17 protein-coding genes are annotated in these 16,012 nt (G+C 31.9%); all 17 read left to right on the forward strand.

Annotated features, from left to right (window positions below; genetic code table 11):
• The first annotated feature begins 5 nt into the window (after positions 1-5).
• Positions 6-1,463: an IMP dehydrogenase gene (gene guaB / locus AJN70_RS02195; RefSeq protein ID WP_070286341.1), complete on the forward strand. Its 1,458-nt coding sequence runs from the start codon at positions 6-8 to the stop codon at positions 1,461-1,463.
• Positions 1,460-1,633, forward strand: a complete 174-nt coding sequence (gene xseB, locus AJN70_RS02200) for an exodeoxyribonuclease VII small subunit (protein WP_002853034.1) — start codon at positions 1,460-1,462, stop codon at positions 1,631-1,633. Before guaB ends, xseB begins: the two co-directional genes overlap by 4 nt.
• Positions 1,626-2,402: a carbon-nitrogen hydrolase family protein gene (locus AJN70_RS02205; protein WP_070295451.1), complete on the forward strand. Its 777-nt coding sequence runs from the start codon at positions 1,626-1,628 to the stop codon at positions 2,400-2,402. Before xseB ends, AJN70_RS02205 begins: the two co-directional genes overlap by 8 nt.
• Before the next feature lie 11 nt (positions 2,403-2,413).
• Positions 2,414-4,387, forward strand: coding sequence for an LTA synthase family protein (locus AJN70_RS02210; RefSeq protein WP_070295452.1), 1,974 nt, complete (start codon positions 2,414-2,416; stop codon positions 4,385-4,387).
• Positions 4,388-4,449: 62 nt separating this feature from the next.
• Positions 4,450-5,748: a UDP-N-acetylmuramate--L-alanine ligase gene (gene murC / locus AJN70_RS02215; RefSeq protein ID WP_074470035.1), complete on the forward strand. Its 1,299-nt coding sequence runs from the start codon at positions 4,450-4,452 to the stop codon at positions 5,746-5,748.
• Positions 5,741-6,091: a hypothetical protein gene (locus AJN70_RS02220; RefSeq protein WP_002861781.1), complete on the forward strand. Its 351-nt coding sequence runs from the start codon at positions 5,741-5,743 to the stop codon at positions 6,089-6,091. The genes murC and AJN70_RS02220 overlap by 8 nt, the downstream gene beginning before the upstream one ends.
• Positions 6,081-8,291, forward strand: coding sequence for an endonuclease MutS2 (locus AJN70_RS02225; protein WP_074470036.1), 2,211 nt, complete (start codon positions 6,081-6,083; stop codon positions 8,289-8,291). The genes AJN70_RS02220 and AJN70_RS02225 overlap by 11 nt, the downstream gene beginning before the upstream one ends.
• Entirely contained in the window at positions 8,288-8,989 is a 702-nt protein-coding gene (locus AJN70_RS02230) for an SIR2 family NAD-dependent protein deacylase (RefSeq protein WP_070210240.1), read from the forward strand. Before AJN70_RS02225 ends, AJN70_RS02230 begins: the two co-directional genes overlap by 4 nt.
• A complete protein-coding gene (locus AJN70_RS02235; protein WP_002861777.1) occupies positions 8,982-9,581 on the forward strand; it encodes a LysE family translocator in 600 nt (199 codons plus the stop codon). Before AJN70_RS02230 ends, AJN70_RS02235 begins: the two co-directional genes overlap by 8 nt.
• A 3-nt stretch (positions 9,582-9,584) precedes the next feature.
• Positions 9,585-10,682 (forward strand): succinyl-diaminopimelate desuccinylase, encoded by a 1,098-nt coding sequence (gene dapE, locus AJN70_RS02240; protein WP_070233077.1) that lies wholly within the window; start codon positions 9,585-9,587, stop codon positions 10,680-10,682.
• A gap of 9 nt (positions 10,683-10,691) precedes the next feature.
• Positions 10,692-10,883 carry a sulfur carrier protein ThiS gene (gene thiS / locus AJN70_RS02245; RefSeq protein WP_002830937.1) on the forward strand — a complete coding sequence of 64 codons (192 nt, stop codon included), beginning with the start codon at positions 10,692-10,694 and terminating at the stop codon, positions 10,881-10,883.
• The gene (gene thiF / locus AJN70_RS02250) at positions 10,880-11,683 is read left to right on the forward strand and encodes a thiamine biosynthesis protein ThiF (RefSeq protein ID WP_074470037.1); all 804 of its coding nucleotides are present in this window, start codon (positions 10,880-10,882) and stop codon (positions 11,681-11,683) included. Before thiS ends, thiF begins: the two co-directional genes overlap by 4 nt.
• A gap of 2 nt (positions 11,684-11,685) precedes the next feature.
• Positions 11,686-12,462: a thiazole synthase gene (locus tag AJN70_RS02255; RefSeq protein ID WP_070233078.1), complete on the forward strand. Its 777-nt coding sequence runs from the start codon at positions 11,686-11,688 to the stop codon at positions 12,460-12,462.
• A gap of 2 nt (positions 12,463-12,464) precedes the next feature.
• On the forward strand, positions 12,465-13,610 hold the full coding sequence (gene thiH, locus AJN70_RS02260; RefSeq protein ID WP_070233079.1) for a 2-iminoacetate synthase ThiH: 1,146 nt from the start codon (positions 12,465-12,467) through the stop codon (positions 13,608-13,610).
• Positions 13,600-14,205, forward strand: coding sequence for a thiamine phosphate synthase (locus tag AJN70_RS02265; protein WP_070278094.1), 606 nt, complete (start codon positions 13,600-13,602; stop codon positions 14,203-14,205). The genes thiH and AJN70_RS02265 overlap by 11 nt, the downstream gene beginning before the upstream one ends.
• Positions 14,202-15,092, forward strand: coding sequence for a helix-turn-helix domain-containing protein (locus AJN70_RS02270; protein WP_002861771.1), 891 nt, complete (start codon positions 14,202-14,204; stop codon positions 15,090-15,092). The genes AJN70_RS02265 and AJN70_RS02270 overlap by 4 nt, the downstream gene beginning before the upstream one ends.
• 62 nt (positions 15,093-15,154) lie before the next feature.
• Complete coding sequence (locus tag AJN70_RS02275) at positions 15,155-16,006, forward strand: ATP-binding protein (protein WP_002861770.1); 852 nt, start codon at positions 15,155-15,157, stop codon at positions 16,004-16,006.
• Positions 16,007-16,012 lie beyond the last annotated feature (6 nt).

Genomic DNA, 16,012 nt, shown 5'->3' on the forward strand with positions numbered 1-16,012 from the left:
GAAAGATGAAAATTGTAAAAAGAGCTTTAACTTTTGAAGATGTATTACTGCGTCCTGGGTATTCTGAAGTTCTACCTAAGGAAGTAAAAATTCACACTAAACTAACAAAAAATATCACTTTAAATATGCCTTTAATCTCTGCGGCTATGGATACAGTTACTGAACACAGAGCTGCTATCATGATGGCAAGACTTGGAGGACTTGGGGTAATTCATAAAAATATGGATATAGCTTCACAAGTTAGAGAAGTAAAAAGAGTGAAAAAAAGCGAAAGCGGAGTGATTATCGATCCTATTTTTGTAAGTCCTAAAGCAAGTGTTGCAGAGGCTTTAGAAATCATGGCAGAGTATAGAATTTCAGGTGTTCCTGTAATAGATGAAGATAAGAAACTAATAGGCATACTTACCAATCGTGATTTAAGATTTGAGAGTGATTTTTCAAATTTGGTTGAAAATGTTATGACTAAAATGCCTTTAATCACTGCTCCAAAAGGTTGCACTCTAGACGATGCGGAAAAAATTTTTAGCACCAACAAAGTAGAAAAACTTCCTATAGTTGATGAACAAGGACGCTTGGAAGGACTTATCACTATAAAAGATCTTAAAAAACGCAAAGAATATCCTGATGCCAATAAAGATGGTTTTGGAAGATTGCGTGTGGGTGCGGCTATAGGAGTAGGGCAAATGGATCGTGTGGATGCTTTAGTTGAGGCAGGCGTTGATGTTGTTGTGCTTGATTCTGCGCATGGACATTCTAAGGGTATTATTGATACAGTAAAAGCAATTAAAGCTAAATATCCAAATTTAGATCTTATCGCAGGAAATATTGCTACTGCAGCCGCAGCAAAAGCACTTTGCGAAGCAGGGGTAGATGCGGTTAAAGTAGGTATTGGGCCAGGAAGTATTTGTACTACGCGTATTGTTTCAGGTGTGGGCGTGCCACAAATTTCAGCCATTGATGAGTGCGTGGAAGAAGCAAATAAATTTGGCGTTCCTGTGATAGCTGATGGCGGGATTAAATATTCAGGTGATATCGCAAAAGCTTTAGCTGTAGGTGCGAGTTCTGTTATGATAGGATCGCTTTTAGCTGGAACAGATGAAAGTCCAGGAGAGCTTTTTACTTATCAAGGAAGACAATATAAGTCTTATCGTGGTATGGGCTCACTTGGGGCTATGCAAAAGGGAAGTTCGGATAGATATTTTCAGCAAGGTACTGCTCAAGATAAACTCGTTCCTGAAGGTATAGAAGGGCGTGTTCCTTATGTGGGAAGTATAAGAAGCGTGGTGCATCAACTTTTAGGAGGTTTGCGTTCTTCTATGGGTTATGTTGGGGCTAAAGATATAGAAGATTTTCAAAAAAGAGCTGAATTTGTTGAAATTACCACTGCAGGGCTTAAAGAAAGCCATGTACATGATGTTACTATCACTCATGAAGCACCAAACTACAAGGTTAATCATCAATGAGTTTTGAAGAAAATTTAAAACACGCTAATGAATCTTTGGAAAAATTAAACAATCAAGAGCTTGCCTTAGATGAAAGTGTAAAAATTTACAAAGAAGGTTTAGAGAGTATCAAAAAAGCAAGACTTGAGCTTGAAAAAGCAAAATTAGAAGTGGAGCAAATCGATGAGTAAAATAGCGGCTTTACAGTTTCCAACTTTAGCTTTAAGTGAATCAAGGCTTGATTATTATCTCAAAGCTTCAAAAGACAATGGGGCAAATTTAGTAGTTTTGGGCGAATATGTGATCAATAGTTTTTTTACAGAACTTTTACATATGCCAAAAAATATGATAAAAGAACAAAGCGAAGCTAAAAAAGAAAGCTTGATTAAACTTGCTAAAAAATACGAATTAGAAATCATCGCTCCTTATGTTAGTGTTGAAGCTAAAAGTTATAAAAAACTTTGCTTAAAAGTTACTCTAAATGGTGTTAAAAGCTATGAACAGCAAATTTTAATGCCTTATGAACATTGGAATGAAGAAAAATTTTTTAGCAACAAAACTCCATCAGAATTAAAAATTTTTACTTTTAATTATGAAAAATTAAAATGTGCCTTACTTTTTGGTTTTGAGACCCATTTTGATATCTTTTGGCAGCAGATTATGGCGAAAAAAATTGATTTGGTTATCGTTCCTAGTGCTTGTACCTTTGAAAGCAAACAAAGATGGGAAGAACTTTTAAAAACAAGATCTTTTTTAAATTCTACAAGCATTTTAAGAGTAAATCGCATAGGCAAAACAAAAGATGAGTGGAATTTTTACGGCGATACTCTGTTTATCAATGCTTTTGGTGAGATAGAAAGTAAATTAGGTTCTGAAGAAGAAATGCTTATCATAGAGCCTAAAAAAAGCGATGAGGCAAGAAAACTTTGGGCTTTTGATAAAATTCTTAAGAATTTTTAAAGAAGGTGAACATGAGAAAAATTTTACTTCAAATTTTTATTTTTAGTGTATTATTTATAGTAATTTTTACCATTAATCGTATTTTAATGCAAAATTCTTTTATCCCTACTGGTTTAATTGATCATAAAAATGAAATCTTTTTAATGTATCTTTTGGGTGTTTTTCATGATATAAGATTTTTAAGTGCAGCGTTTTTACCATTCTTGCTTTGTGGTTTTTTAAGTTTAATTTTTTCTAATATAAAAATAAATAATAAATTAGTAATATATAGTAAAAATTTTTATTTCATTTTTTCAAGCATTTACATAATTGTTCTTTCTTGTCTTTGTATAGGATTTTCTTATGCAAAATACTATTATTACGAAATTTACAAGACTAAATTTGATATTTTTATGTTTACTCTAAAAGATGATAATGCAAAAACTATTTTAAGTATTATTTATCATGATTATCCAATTTTAAAAATTTTAGCTTTAATGTTGATTTTTGGAGTCTTTGTATTTTTTTTAAATTTGAAAATATTAAATTTAAAGCTAAAACCTGTTAATTTAAGATTATTTCCCTTGATAGCTTTAAATTTAATATTAATTATTGTTTATGTTATAGCCTTAAGGGGCCCCTTTAAGCATGTGGCTATAAATGTACAAAATTATTCTTTTAGTGAGTATAGTGTTGTAAATGATACAATGTTAAATCCAATTATGGCATTTTCTTGGGCTTTAAAACAATATAAAGAAGAAGCGGCTTTGAAGGTTATCACACCTTTGAAAGCACAAGAACTTAAAGAAAAACTTTTTGATTATTTGCATCAAAGTCCTATAAATCTAAAAGCTGAAAAGAATCATCCTAGTGTATTTGTTAACTTAATGGAAAGTTTTGGGCTTAATTTGGCTGATTTTACAAATACAGAACATAATTTTTTAGGTTCATTAGATAAACATTTTAAGCAAGATTTTTTATTCAAACGCTTTTTGAGTTCTAGTAATGGAACTATACCAAGTTTTGCAAACTTATTTTTTGTAAGTCCATTTTCTAATATTTCTACAAGCAAATTTCAGAAAACTTATTTGGATTTAACACCTATTGCTATTTATAAGAAAGCAGGATATAAGGTGATTTTTGTAAGTGCAGGTAATGGATCTTGGCAAAATATTAAAAATTATCTCAGTATTTTGGGAGTAGATGAGATTATAGATGAAAATATTTTAATGAAAGAGTATAATGGAGCAAAAGATAGTGAAAATGGTTATGGGGTAGCTGATGAGTTTTTATATAAAAAAGTTTATGACTTACTTCAAAAAAATCCACATAAAACCCTTATAATTGCTCTTACTATTTCTAATCATCCACCTTATAAAATTCCGCAAAATGATTTGCCAAAATTACAAAACATTCCGCAAACTTTGCTTAATATGCTTCCTTATGAAAAAGATAAACAAGATAACATTATCAAAGCTTATACTTATGCAAACAATGAATTTGGAAAATTTCTAGATAAAGTAAAACAAAGTCCATTTAAGGATAGTGTCATTATAGCAGCAACTGGAGATCATAGAGTACGCGAAATGAGTATAGATTTAAATTCCCAAAAAGCTTTTGCTTATAGTGTACCTTTTTATCTTTATATTCCTAAGGATTTACAAGATGATATTTATTATGATAAAGATCGTGTAGGATCTCATAAAGATATTTTTCCAACTCTTTATGCTTTAAGTTTAAATAATGTTAAGTATTTAAGCGTAGGCGGAAGAAATATGTTAGCAAGACCAAGTGATGAGAAATTAGAATTTGGGATCAACGATGCTGTATGGATTAATAAAAAAGGTATTTATAGTGGCGGTAAAGGGTATTATTTTGAAAGTAATGATACTTTAAAAGATATGAATAAAGCTTTTAATCTTGATGTTTATACTAAAGACTTTGATAAATTTTATAGAGAGTTAAATTTATATCAATTAGCCGAGCGTTTAGGCATTTCAAAATAGGATTTATATTTTCTTTTTAGTAAAAAAGTGCTAAAATTAGCCTTTAAGGTATAAAGGTTTAAATGATGCAAAATATCCATTTTATCGGCATAGGCGGTATAGGAATTTCCGCTTTAGCAAGATTTTTAAAAGAAAAAGGTTTTAAAATTAGCGGAAGTGATCTTAAAGAGAGTAAAATCACTAAAGAACTAGAAAAAGAAGGGGTTAAGGTCAGCATCCCTCATCATAAAGACAATATTTTAAACAAAGATTTAGTTATTTATTCTGCTGCTATCAAAGAAGAAAATCCTGAATTTAAACACGCTAAAGAATTAGGCATTAAATGCCTTTCACGCAAGGAGGCCTTACCTCTTATCTTAGAAGATAAGCGCGTTTTTGCAGTTGCAGGAGCACATGGAAAAAGCACAACTTCAAGTATTTTGGCTTCTTTGCTTGATGATGCTTCTGTGATCATCGGAGCGATTTTAAAAGAATTTGGTTCAAATATGATTTATAAAGAAAGCCAAAACCTTGTTTTTGAAGCTGATGAGAGCGATAGTTCTTTTTTAAATTCAAATCCTTATTTGGCTATAGTTACCAATGCGGAAGCAGAGCATTTAGATCATTATGGTAATGAAGTTTCAAAACTCCATCATGCTTATGTGGAGTTTTTAGATACGGCTAAAATTCGCGTGATTAATGCTGAAGATGAGTTTTTGAAAAATTATAAAAATGAGTCAATCAAGCTTTATCCGAGCAAAGATATCAAAAACTGCACCATGTGTATAGAAAATTTCAAACCTTTTACAAGCTTTGAGTTGAAAGATTGGGGTGAATTTAAGGTTTTTGGCATGGGATATCATTTAGCCCTTGATGCGTCTTTGGCGATTTTGGCGGCTTTAAATTTCTTAGATATAGAAACGATAAGAACTAGGCTTAAAAATTATCAAGGTATTAAAAAGCGTTTTGATATTTTACATGCTGATGAAAATTTGGTTTTAATCGATGATTATGGTCATCATCCCACCGAAATAAAAGCGACTTTAAGCGCAGCACAAGAATACGCAAAATTAGGTAGATATAAAAAAATTACAGCCATTTTTGAACCTCACCGCTACACGCGTTTGGCTACAAATTTAAAGGAATTTGCAAAGGCTTTTGAAGGTGTTGATGAGCTTGTAATTTTACCTGTTTATGCTGCAGGAGAAGAGCCTATAGAACTTGATTTAAAAGCGGTTTTTCCTAAGGCTTTATTTGTAGAAGATATCAAAAGAGAGGGTAAATTTTTGGTGGCTTCTAAGGGGCAAGTTTTTGAAGAAGGGCTTATTATAGGTTTTGGTGCAGGAGATATCAGTAATAAATTAAGGCAAAAAAATGAGTAGGTTTTTTTTATATTTTTTAATTATCTTAATTTTAGCCTTAATCACTTTTGCTTTGCGTGAAAAATTAGGCAAAAAAACCAAACCTTTTTTTGGTATTTTGCTTGTGATCTTTATCATTTTAGCGGTATTTTTTGAATTTGAAAATACGCAAAAAAGTCGTTTAAGAACAGATATTATCGTAGCTTTTAATCAAAATAAAAATATTTTATGTAAAGATATTAATGTATCTAAGGCGTATTTTAACTATGAATTTGGTACAGGAAGTTTTATTTCAAAAGATAATAATCAAAGTTTTAATTCTTTAATCATAGATATTAAAGATTGCAGGTTAAATGATGAATGATGCAAAAGAAGAATTGATCTCAAAGCTTGATTTAAACGGCTATTTAGAAGAATTTAAAGGCCTTTTTGCAAGAGATAAGGAGATTTTTTTGCAAGGAGATTCTAATCTTCATTTTAAACGCATACATGAGCTTTGCGAGGTGGAATTTCCTGCTATGCCAGAGCTTAGCAATCTTGATAAAGCCTTAGTTCATTTAAGCAAGCAAGGAATTTTACATTTAGATGAAATTTTTGAATTTGTAAAAATTTTTCGTTATTTTGAAAAGTTAAAAAAAATAAAACTAGGAACAAATTTAGACTCTTGGCTACAAAAGATAGAATTTGTTAGCGGGGCTTTGGAGCTTTGTTTGAATTTCGATGAGAAAGGGGAATTAAAAGAAAGTTTAGATGAAAGACTTGTAAATCTTAATACCGCTCTAAGATTGAAAAACGAAAGCATAATAGCTGAGTTTAAGAAATTTTGCTATACAAAAGCTTTAATGCCTTATCTTATCGATACACAAATCCATCTTATAAACAATCTTGAAGCCTTGCTTGTAAGAGGCGGGTTTAATCACGCTATTAAAGCAAAAATCATAGGTAGAAGTAGTGGCGGTGGCTTTTATATCGTGCCTTTAAGTGTTGAAAATTTGCAAAATGATATAGAAAAAATCAAAAATCAAAAAGAAGAAATTTATTATGAATACGCTAAAAATTTCTCAGCTTTTTTAGCAAAAAACCTACCTTTTTTAAAATTTATCAATACAGCCTTTGATCTTTTTGATCATTATAGTGCTAGGGTTTTGCTTGCTAAAAAAAAGGATTTTGAAATTGTTTTGTGTGATCAAAGTACGGATTTAGTGCTTAAAAATTTCGCTCATCCTGCCTTAAAAAATCCAAAAAGCGTGAGTTTGGAATTTAAAAAACAAGTTTTAATCATCACAGGGGTAAATGCAGGCGGAAAATCCATGCTTTTAAAATCCATGCTAAGCGCAGCATTTTTAGCTAAACATCTTTTGCCTATGCATATCAAAGCAAGTGAAAGTAAAATTGGTACTTTTAAAGAATTTGATGCCATCATAGAAGATCCGCAAAATGTTAAAAACGACATTTCAACTTTTGCAGGAAGAATGTTGCATTTTTCTAGACTTTTTTCTAAGAAAAATTTGCTTTTAGGTATAGATGAAATAGAGCTTGGAACAGATTTTGAAGAAGCGGCTTGTTTGTATAGTGTGTTAATTTCAAAACTCATAGCTAATAATCTTAAAATCATCATCACCACGCACCACAAACGCCTTGCCATGCTTTTAGCAAAAAATGAGCAAGTTGAACTCATTGCTGCTTTATATGATGAAGAGCTTTCACGCCCAAAATATGAGTTTTTAAAAGGTACTATAGGAAAATCTTATGCCTTTGAAACCGCTTTGCGTTATCAGATTCCGCCGAATTTAGTTAGCGAGGCTAAAAAGCTTTATGGCGAGGATAAAGAAAATTTAGAAGAGCTTGTGGGTAAAAATATCAATCTTGAATTAGAACTAAAAGCTAAGCTTGAAAATGTTGAGAAAAAAGAGCAAAAAGTTGATGAAATTTTACTTTCTTTAAAAGATCAAAAAGAAAAAAATGAACAAGAATTTCGCACGAGTTTGAGAAATTTAGAATTTAAATTTCACAAAGCCATAGAAGAAGCTAAGAAAACCATACAGCTTAAAGACACAAAAGATAAGCAAAGAAGCCTTAATAAAGCCAATGAACTTAAAAAAGAAATCATCTTGCCAAGTATGGAGCAAAACGAAGAATTGCGTGTGGGGGATTTTGTAAAATATGAAAAAATTAAGGGTAAAATCATAAGCATTTCTAAAAACGATGCTATGGTTGAAAGCGATGGGATCAAACTTCGTGTGCCTTTAAAACTGCTTAAAAAAAGTGGTGCAATGCCAAAAAAAGTAGCAAAAACAAGTATAAGCGTAAGCAAACCAAGCAATCTAAGCGTAACTTTGGATTTGCATGGACTTAGGAGTGATGAGGCTATTTCAAGGCTTGATAAATTTATTTCAGATGCTTTAATAGCGGGATTTGATGAGGTTTTGATCTATCATGGTATAGGCACAGGAAAGCTTGCCTTTGCGGTAAGAGAGTTTTTAAAAACCCATAAAAGTGTTAAAGGCTTTAATGACGCACCGATCAATCAAGGTGGCTTTGGTGCTAAGGTGGTGAGATTATGAAAAACATTATGATATTAAGTGGAGCGGGTTTGTCTGCTCCAAGTGGACTTAAAACTTTTAGAGATAATGATGGACTTTGGGAAGAATACGATGTGATGGAGGTTTGCTCCGCAACAGGTTTTAGAAAAAACCCTAAAAAAGTGCTTGATTTTTACGATGCAAGAAGGGCGCAACTTCAAAATGTAAAGCCAAATCATGCTCATGAAAAAATCGCACAATTAAAAGAAAAATGGGGTAAAAATCTTTTTGTTATCACGCAAAATGTAGATGATTTGCTAGAGCGTGCAGGGTGTAAAGATGTAGTGCATTTGCATGGCTTTTTGCCCGAACTTCGCTGCTTAAAATGCGAAGAAATTTTTAATATAGGTTATGAAAAAATCACAGATAAACAATGCCCAAAATGCAAAAGTAAGGATTTAAGACACAATATAGTCATGTTTGAAGAGCAAGCTCCTGCTTATGCTATGCTTTATTCTTTGCTAAATCAAACTTCGCTTTTTATCAGCGTAGGCACAAGTGGGGCGGTTTTGCCTGTAGGGCGTTATGCTTCAATGTGCGAAAAAAGTATTTTAAATATCTACGAAAAAGATGCGAATTTAGAGCGGTATTTTGATAAAATCTATATAGAAGATATTATAAGCGCTATTGATAAAATCGCACTTGATATAGAAAATTTTATGAAAGATGGTAATGTTTGATTCTTTTTTAAGTGGAGTTTTTTTGGGCTTTGGAGTGAGTGTTCCTTTTGGACCTGTAAATATTTTGATTTTAACTTATGCACTAAAAGCTTTTAAAAATTCCATAGCTGTAGGACTTGGAGCATTTAGTATAGATATGCTTTATCTTTTTTTGCTTCAATTTGGGCTTTTAAATTTTTTAGACAATGTTATTTTTATGCGTTCTTTGGCGATTTTTGGTTTTTGTTTTTTAACTTATATGGCGTACTTGATGCTAAGAAAAAAGAAAGAAAGCTTAAATTTAGAGCATAAAGAATTTAAAGAAAGTCTTTTGAAAAGTTATATTAAAGGAGCTTTTTTAAATGGTTCAAATCCTTTTGTGATAGGATTTTGGCTTAGTGCTGCAAGCGTGGTTTTAAGTAGTGATCATGCTTATTTGATGACTTTAGGGCTTGTTGTGGCTATACTTTTTTGGGTAAGTGCTTTAGCCTTTGTGGTGGCAAGATATAGTCATGTTTTTAGTGCAAAAGTTGTTTTTATAATCAATATAATTTCAGCTATAATTATAGAGTATTTTGCTCTTAATTTATTATATAAAACTTTCTTAGGATAAAAAATGAATGCAAAAGAATTTTTAATCGAATTTTTAAAATTTAAATCTGTTACGCCAAATGATGATGGAGCTTTAAATTTCATCGCTATGGAACTGAGTGATTTTGAAGCTTTTTTTATAGAAAAAGAAGGCATTAAAAACCTTTTACTCACTAAAAAATTTAAAGATGAGGGTGAGCATTTAGCTTTTGGTGGGCATGTAGATGTGGTGCCTGCAGGCGAGGGTTGGAGTAGTGATGCTTTTGTGCCTATGGAAAAGGAAGGCTTTATCTATGCAAGGGGTGCTCAAGATATGAAAAGCGGAGTAGCAGCCTTTGTAGATGCGGTAAAGAATGCGGATTTTAAAGGAGCTAGACTTAGCCTTATTTTAACAAGTGATGAAGAAGGCGAAGCTATATATGGAACTAAGGCTGTTTTAGAATGGATGCAAGAAAGAGATATGCTACCTGATTATGCTGTGGTTGCCGAGCCAACCTGTGTTAAAAAAATTGGTGATAGTATTAAAATAGGGCGTCGCGGTTCTATCAATGGAAAACTTTTAATCCGTGGAAAACAAGGGCATGTTGCTTATCCTGAAAAATGTATCAATCCTGTGCATGATTTTGCACCAGTTTTAAAGCTTTTAGCGGGTTTTGATCTTGATCCTGGAAGTGCTGAATTTAGTCCTTCAAAAATTGTTATTACCGATATTCGCGGAGGTATGGGGGTGTGTAATGTTACGCCAAATGATTTAAAACTTATGTTTAATGTTCGCAATTCCCCCGATACAAGCTTAGAAGATGTAAAAAGTTATGTAGAAAAAATTTGTCATGGTTTAAACTATGAGTTAGAGCTAAAACAATCAAGCGAAGCTTTTTTGACAAATATCGATAATAAAATCGTTCAAAAAATGAATGAAAGCGTTCAAAAAATCACTCATGAAGTACCAGAGCTTAATACCAAAGGCGGTACAAGTGATGCAAGGTATTTTGCAAAATACGGTGTAAAGGTAGTGGAATTTGGAGTTTGTAATGATAGAATTCACGCTATTGATGAAAGAGTAAGTATAGAAGAATTTGAAAAACTTTGCCTTGTTTTTAAAGACTTGATAGAAAATTTTTAAAGGTTTAAAATGATTATCAATGGACAAAAGCTTGAGTTAAAAGAGCTTAAATTTATGGATTTTATTAAAGAAAAAGGTTTTAAAATCGAACTTATCGCTTTAGAATTAAATGGAGAAATCATACCAAAAAGTGAATTTGAAAATTTGATTTTAAAAGAAAACGATAAAGCTGAAATCGTAAGCTTTGTAGGAGGCGGTTGATGAGAGTGAAATTTAATGGCAAAGAACTTGATACAGACTTTAAAACAAGTTTGGAATTTTTTGAAAATATCAGCAAAAATGAAAATGATGTTTGGATTATCAATGGTTTTGCAACAAAAGAGAATATCGCTTTAAACGAAGATGATGAGCTTTTTTGCATAGAAAAAAATACTTTACCTCCAAAAGATGCGTTAGATGCTATGATGAGAGCAAGACACACTCCAAAACTTCACGATAAACTTAAAAATGGGCGCGTGGCGGTGTGTGGTTTAGGCGGACTTGGATCACATATAGCGATAAATTTAGCAAGAAGTGGTGTGGGGTTTTTAAAGCTGATTGATTTTGATGTGATTGAGCCTAGCAATTTGAATCGTCAAGCTTACCGTGTAAGTGATTTGGGTAAATTTAAAACCGAAGCTTTAAAGGAGCAAATTAGCGAGATTAACCCTTATATCAGCGTTGAAATTTGCACTTTAAAAATCGATGAGGATAATTTAAAGTCTTTGTTTAAAGATATAGATATAGTTTGCGAAGCCTTTGATGGTGCTATCGCAAAAGCGATGATGGCACAAAATTTTCATAGATTTTACAAAGATAGTATTTTAATCTGTGCTTCAGGGCTTGCGGGCTATGGTGATAGCAACAGCATACAAACAAGAAAAATTGCTAAAAATTTCTATGTATGTGGGGATTTGGTAAATGGTGCTAAGCTAGGAAATGGACTTATGGCGCCAAGGGTAAATATTTGCGCAGGACATCAAAGTAATCTTGTTTTAGAGCTTTTAGCAAATAAGGAGTAAAAATGCAAGAAAATTTAAAAAATGATAAATTAAAAATAGGCAAATACGAGTTTGATTCAAGATTTATTTTAGGTTCTGGAAAATATTCGCTAGAGCTTATAAAATCAGCCATAGAAGAAGCTAAAGCGCAGATTATCACTCTAGCCTTACGCCGTGCAAATACAGGGGAAATTGCAAATATACTTGATTATATCCCTAAAAATATCACACTTTTACCCAACACTTCAGGCGCAAGAAACGCCGATGAAGCCTTACGCATTGCAAGGCTTTCAAGAGAGCTTGGTTGCGGAGAACTTATCAAGATAGAAGTGATAAGCGATAGTAGGTATTTGTTGCCTGATAATTATGAAACGATTAAAGCTTGCGAGCTTTTAGCTAAAGAGGGCTTTACGCCTTTACCTTACATGCATGCTGATCTTTACGCAGCTAGAGCTATGCGTGATGCAGGAGCTGCGGCTATCATGCCTTTGGCAGCACCTATTGGGAGCAATAAAGGCTTATGTGCTAAGGAATTTATACAAATTTTGCTTAATGAAATTGATTTGCCTATTATTGTAGATGCGGGTATTGGAAGTCCTGCACAAGCTTGTGAAGCTATGCAAATGGGAGTAAGTGCGGTGATGGTAAATACAGCTATAGCTGAAGCTAAAGATATAGCCTTGATGGCTAGAGCTTTTTCTTTGGCGGTAAATGCGGGAAGAGCGGCTTTTTTAGCAGGTTTGGCAAGTGTGAGCGAGGCTAAAGCAAGTTCTCCATTAACAGGCTTTTTAAGGGGTTAATCATGCAAGATTATATGCAGCATTTACCTCACATGCAGGAAATAAAAAGCGAAATTTTAAACAAGGTTTTAAGTCAAGTTCAAAACTATGATGAGAGTCAATTTAGCGCTAAAGATGTTAAAAATGCTTTAAATCAAACACATTTAAGCATAGAGCATTTAAAAGCTTTGCTTTCAAGTGCAGCAGAAGATTTCATAGAAGAATTAGCTTTTAAATCCGCTAAAGTCAAGCAAAAATATTTTGGAAATTCTATCTCTCTTTTTACCCCACTTTATTTGTCAAATTATTGTAATTCTAAATGTGTTTATTGTGGTTTTCAAAAAGGTAATAAAATCGCAAGAGCTAAACTAAATGAAGTTGAAATTCACGAAGAAATGCAAGCCATTGCTAAAAGTGGTTTAGAAGAAATTTTAATGCTAACAGGCGAGGGTAGGGAGTTTGCAAGTGTAGAATATATAGCAAATGCTTGCAAGATTGCTAGAGAGTATTTTAAGGTTGTAGGTGTTGAAATTTATCCTATGAATGAAGACGAATATAAAATTTTACATGAAAAGGGTTGTGATTATGTGACTGTTTTTCAAGAAACTTACAATCCTTTAAAATATTCTAAAATTCATTTAGCGGGTGAAAAACGCATTTTCCCTTATCGCTTTAACGCTCAAGAAAGAGCTTTAAAAGCGGGTATGCGTGGAGTGGCTTTTGGGGCGCTTTTAGGCATAGATGATTTTAGAAAAGACGCCCTTGCTACGGCACTTCATGCACATTTTTTACAACAAGCTTATCCTCATGCTGAAATTTCTATTTCGGTGCCTCGTTTAAGACCTATTATCAATAATGCTAAAATTCATCCTAAAGATGTGAGTGAAAAACGCCTTTTGCAAGTACTTTGTGCTTATAGGCTCTTTTTGCCTTTTGCGGGCATTACTATTTCAAGCCGTGAAAGAATAGGTTTTAGAGATGAGGTTATTAAGCTTGGGGCTACTAAAATGAGCGCAGGAGTTAGTGTGGGTATAGGTGAACATAAGGGCGAGAAAAAGGGTGATGGGCAGTTTGAAATTTCAGATGATAGAAGCGTGGATGAAATTTTAACTATGCTTAAAAGATCAAATTTACAAGCTGTGATGAGTGATAGTATCTATGTGGGATAAAAAAATCATTGCTATAAGCGATAGAAAATGTGTAGAAATAGACTTCTTAAAGCAGATTGAAAAACTTGCTAAGGCTAAGGTAGATGCTATAGTTTTAAGAGAAAAAGATTTAAGCGAATTTGAGTATTATGACTTAGCAAAAGAAGTTTTAAGCATTTGTGCAAAGCAAAAAGTGACTTGTTTTTTGCATTTTTTTGATAGGGAGTGTTTAAAATTAGGACATCGTTATTTTCACGCACCGCTTTCTTTGCTAAGAAAAGAGCCTAAATTAGTAAAATATTTTCATGTACTTGGTACTTCAGTCCATAGCAAAGAAGAGCTTTTAGAGGCGATGAGCTATAAGGTAAATTATGCTTTTGCAGGGCATATTTTTGAAAGTTCTTGCAAGGTGGGTTTAGAGCCTAAAGGGCTTGATTTTTTAAAATCCTTGCTTGAATTTAGTCAAATACCACTTTATGCTATAGGCGGTATCAATGCTCAAAATATAGAAAATTTTAAAGATATAAATATAGCAGGCGTTTGTATGCGTGAAATTTTAATGAAAGAAAAAGATCTTAAAAAGTATCTTTTAGAATGTAGGCAAAATTTACGATGAATAAAATTCTTTCTTTACCAGAAGATTTAAAGCAATTAAAAGGTGTCAATTATAAAAAAATTAAATCTTGCACTTTTGCTAAATATACACAAACGGATACTTCGCATTCTACTTTTGTTAATATAGGAAGTCATCTTTTAACTTTTGTTCGCAAAGGATATAAAATTTTACACACTGCATCAAAAGATTATAAGATTAACTCTTATGAAACTTTGTTTTTAAAAGCTGGGAGCTATACTTTAAGCAATGTAGGACTTAGTAAAGGAGTTTATGAAGCTTATTTATTTTTTTTTGACAATGCATTTTTAATTGAGCTTATTTATAAGTATAAAGATTTTTTTAAACTAGATCAAAAGTTTCAAAACTATGAAATTTTTTGGGTAAAAAATGATAAGATTTTGCAAGGAATTTTGGAAAGTTTTTCACCGCATTTTGAAGAAAATACGCAAATTTTAGATCCTATAGTGAGTTTGAAATTTGAAGAGATTTTTTTACATTTGCTTTTAAATAAGAATATTTATTTTATTAGTTTTTTATCAGGAATTTTAAAAGAATTTCGCCTTGATCTTTCCCAACTTTTTGAGTATTGTGGTAGAGAATTTTTAAGCGTAAATGAAATGTCTAATTTTGCGAAATTAGATTTAGCAACTTTTTCTAAAGAATTTAAGAAATGTTTTGGACAAAGTCCTAAAAAATGGTTAGATGAAAAAAGGTTGCAAAAAGCAAAGATTTTACTTAAATTTTCTAAAAAAAATATTAATGAAATAGCTAATGAGTGCGCTTTTTCTTCAGTAGCTTGGTTTATTGAAAGATTTAAAGAGAAATATGAGCAAACTCCTAAGCAATATCAAAAAACAAAAAACTTGTATTTTTTATCAAAAAACTAGCACATTTTTTTTATCTAAATAAATATAATTCAATGAAAATATTTTTAAATAAAGGAGAAAATATGAAAAAATATGTTTTAAGTTTAGCGCTTCTTGGAAGTTTGCTTGGTGCAAGTGAATTAAAATATCAAGAATTTGATGGTTTTAAAAGCCCTGAAAGTATTTTTGTAGATAAAAACTATGTTTATGTATCTAATGTAGGAGAAAAACTTGAACCTTTGGCGAAAGATAATGATGGATTTATTTCTAAGCTTGATAAAAATGGCAAAGTGCTAGAATATAAATTTTTAACCCATCTTAATGCACCAAAAGGCATGATGGAGATTGGAAAAACTCTTTATGTGGTAGATATCGATGTTTTACGCGGTTTTGATCTTAAAACTAAAAAAGAAATTTTTAATTTACCTATTAAAGGTGCAATCTTTTTAAATGACATAGAAAAATTAGACGACAATACGCTTTTGGTTAGCGATACTGGCACAGGACTTATTTTAAAGGTTGATTTAAAAACTAAGCAATATGATGAATTATTAAAACTTGATTTAGTAAAATTTGGTGGTCCAAATGGGTTATATCTAGATAGAAAAAAACATAAGCTTTTTATAGCTGGTTATCATCCTGATGGTGTAAGTGGCGGTGTTGTAATGGCTTATGATTTAAATACAAAAGAACTCAGTATAATTAAAAATGAAAAAGAATCTTATGATGGAATAGTTCCTTATAAAGATGGTTTATTGGTAAGTTCTTGGGGAAATAATCTAAATGGATATATTTATAATTTAGATAATGTTAAATCTGTAAAACTTGAATTTCCTTTGATGAAAGGTCCTGCAGATATATTTATTGAAGGTAATATTTTATGGATTCCTAAGATGGCAGAAGGTAAAATATTCAAAGTAGAACTTAACAAATAAGGCTTT

This window comes from Campylobacter sp. BCW_4341 (assembly GCF_001764255.1).
Lineage (GTDB): Bacteria > Campylobacterota > Campylobacteria > Campylobacterales > Campylobacteraceae > Campylobacter_D > Campylobacter_D jejuni.

Coding starts and splice junctions, on each gene's coding strand:
- guaB (WP_070286341.1), top strand. CDS start 6: ATGAAAATTGTAAAAAGAGCTTTAACTTTTGAAGATGTATTACTGCGT.
- xseB (WP_002853034.1), top strand. CDS start 1,460: ATGAGTTTTGAAGAAAATTTAAAACACGCTAATGAATCTTTGGAAAAA.
- AJN70_RS02205 (WP_070295451.1), top strand. CDS start 1,626: ATGAGTAAAATAGCGGCTTTACAGTTTCCAACTTTAGCTTTAAGTGAA.
- AJN70_RS02210 (WP_070295452.1), top strand. CDS start 2,414: ATGAGAAAAATTTTACTTCAAATTTTTATTTTTAGTGTATTATTTATA.
- murC (WP_074470035.1), top strand. CDS start 4,450: ATGATGCAAAATATCCATTTTATCGGCATAGGCGGTATAGGAATTTCC.
- AJN70_RS02220 (WP_002861781.1), top strand. CDS start 5,741: ATGAGTAGGTTTTTTTTATATTTTTTAATTATCTTAATTTTAGCCTTA.
- AJN70_RS02225 (WP_074470036.1), top strand. CDS start 6,081: ATGATGAATGATGCAAAAGAAGAATTGATCTCAAAGCTTGATTTAAAC.
- AJN70_RS02230 (WP_070210240.1), top strand. CDS start 8,288: ATGAAAAACATTATGATATTAAGTGGAGCGGGTTTGTCTGCTCCAAGT.
- AJN70_RS02235 (WP_002861777.1), top strand. CDS start 8,982: ATGTTTGATTCTTTTTTAAGTGGAGTTTTTTTGGGCTTTGGAGTGAGT.
- dapE (WP_070233077.1), top strand. CDS start 9,585: ATGAATGCAAAAGAATTTTTAATCGAATTTTTAAAATTTAAATCTGTT.
- thiS (WP_002830937.1), top strand. CDS start 10,692: ATGATTATCAATGGACAAAAGCTTGAGTTAAAAGAGCTTAAATTTATG.
- AJN70_RS02255 (WP_070233078.1), top strand. CDS start 11,686: ATGCAAGAAAATTTAAAAAATGATAAATTAAAAATAGGCAAATACGAG.
- thiH (WP_070233079.1), top strand. CDS start 12,465: ATGCAAGATTATATGCAGCATTTACCTCACATGCAGGAAATAAAAAGC.
- AJN70_RS02265 (WP_070278094.1), top strand. CDS start 13,600: ATGTGGGATAAAAAAATCATTGCTATAAGCGATAGAAAATGTGTAGAA.
- AJN70_RS02270 (WP_002861771.1), top strand. CDS start 14,202: ATGAATAAAATTCTTTCTTTACCAGAAGATTTAAAGCAATTAAAAGGT.
- AJN70_RS02275 (WP_002861770.1), top strand. CDS start 15,155: ATGAAAAAATATGTTTTAAGTTTAGCGCTTCTTGGAAGTTTGCTTGGT.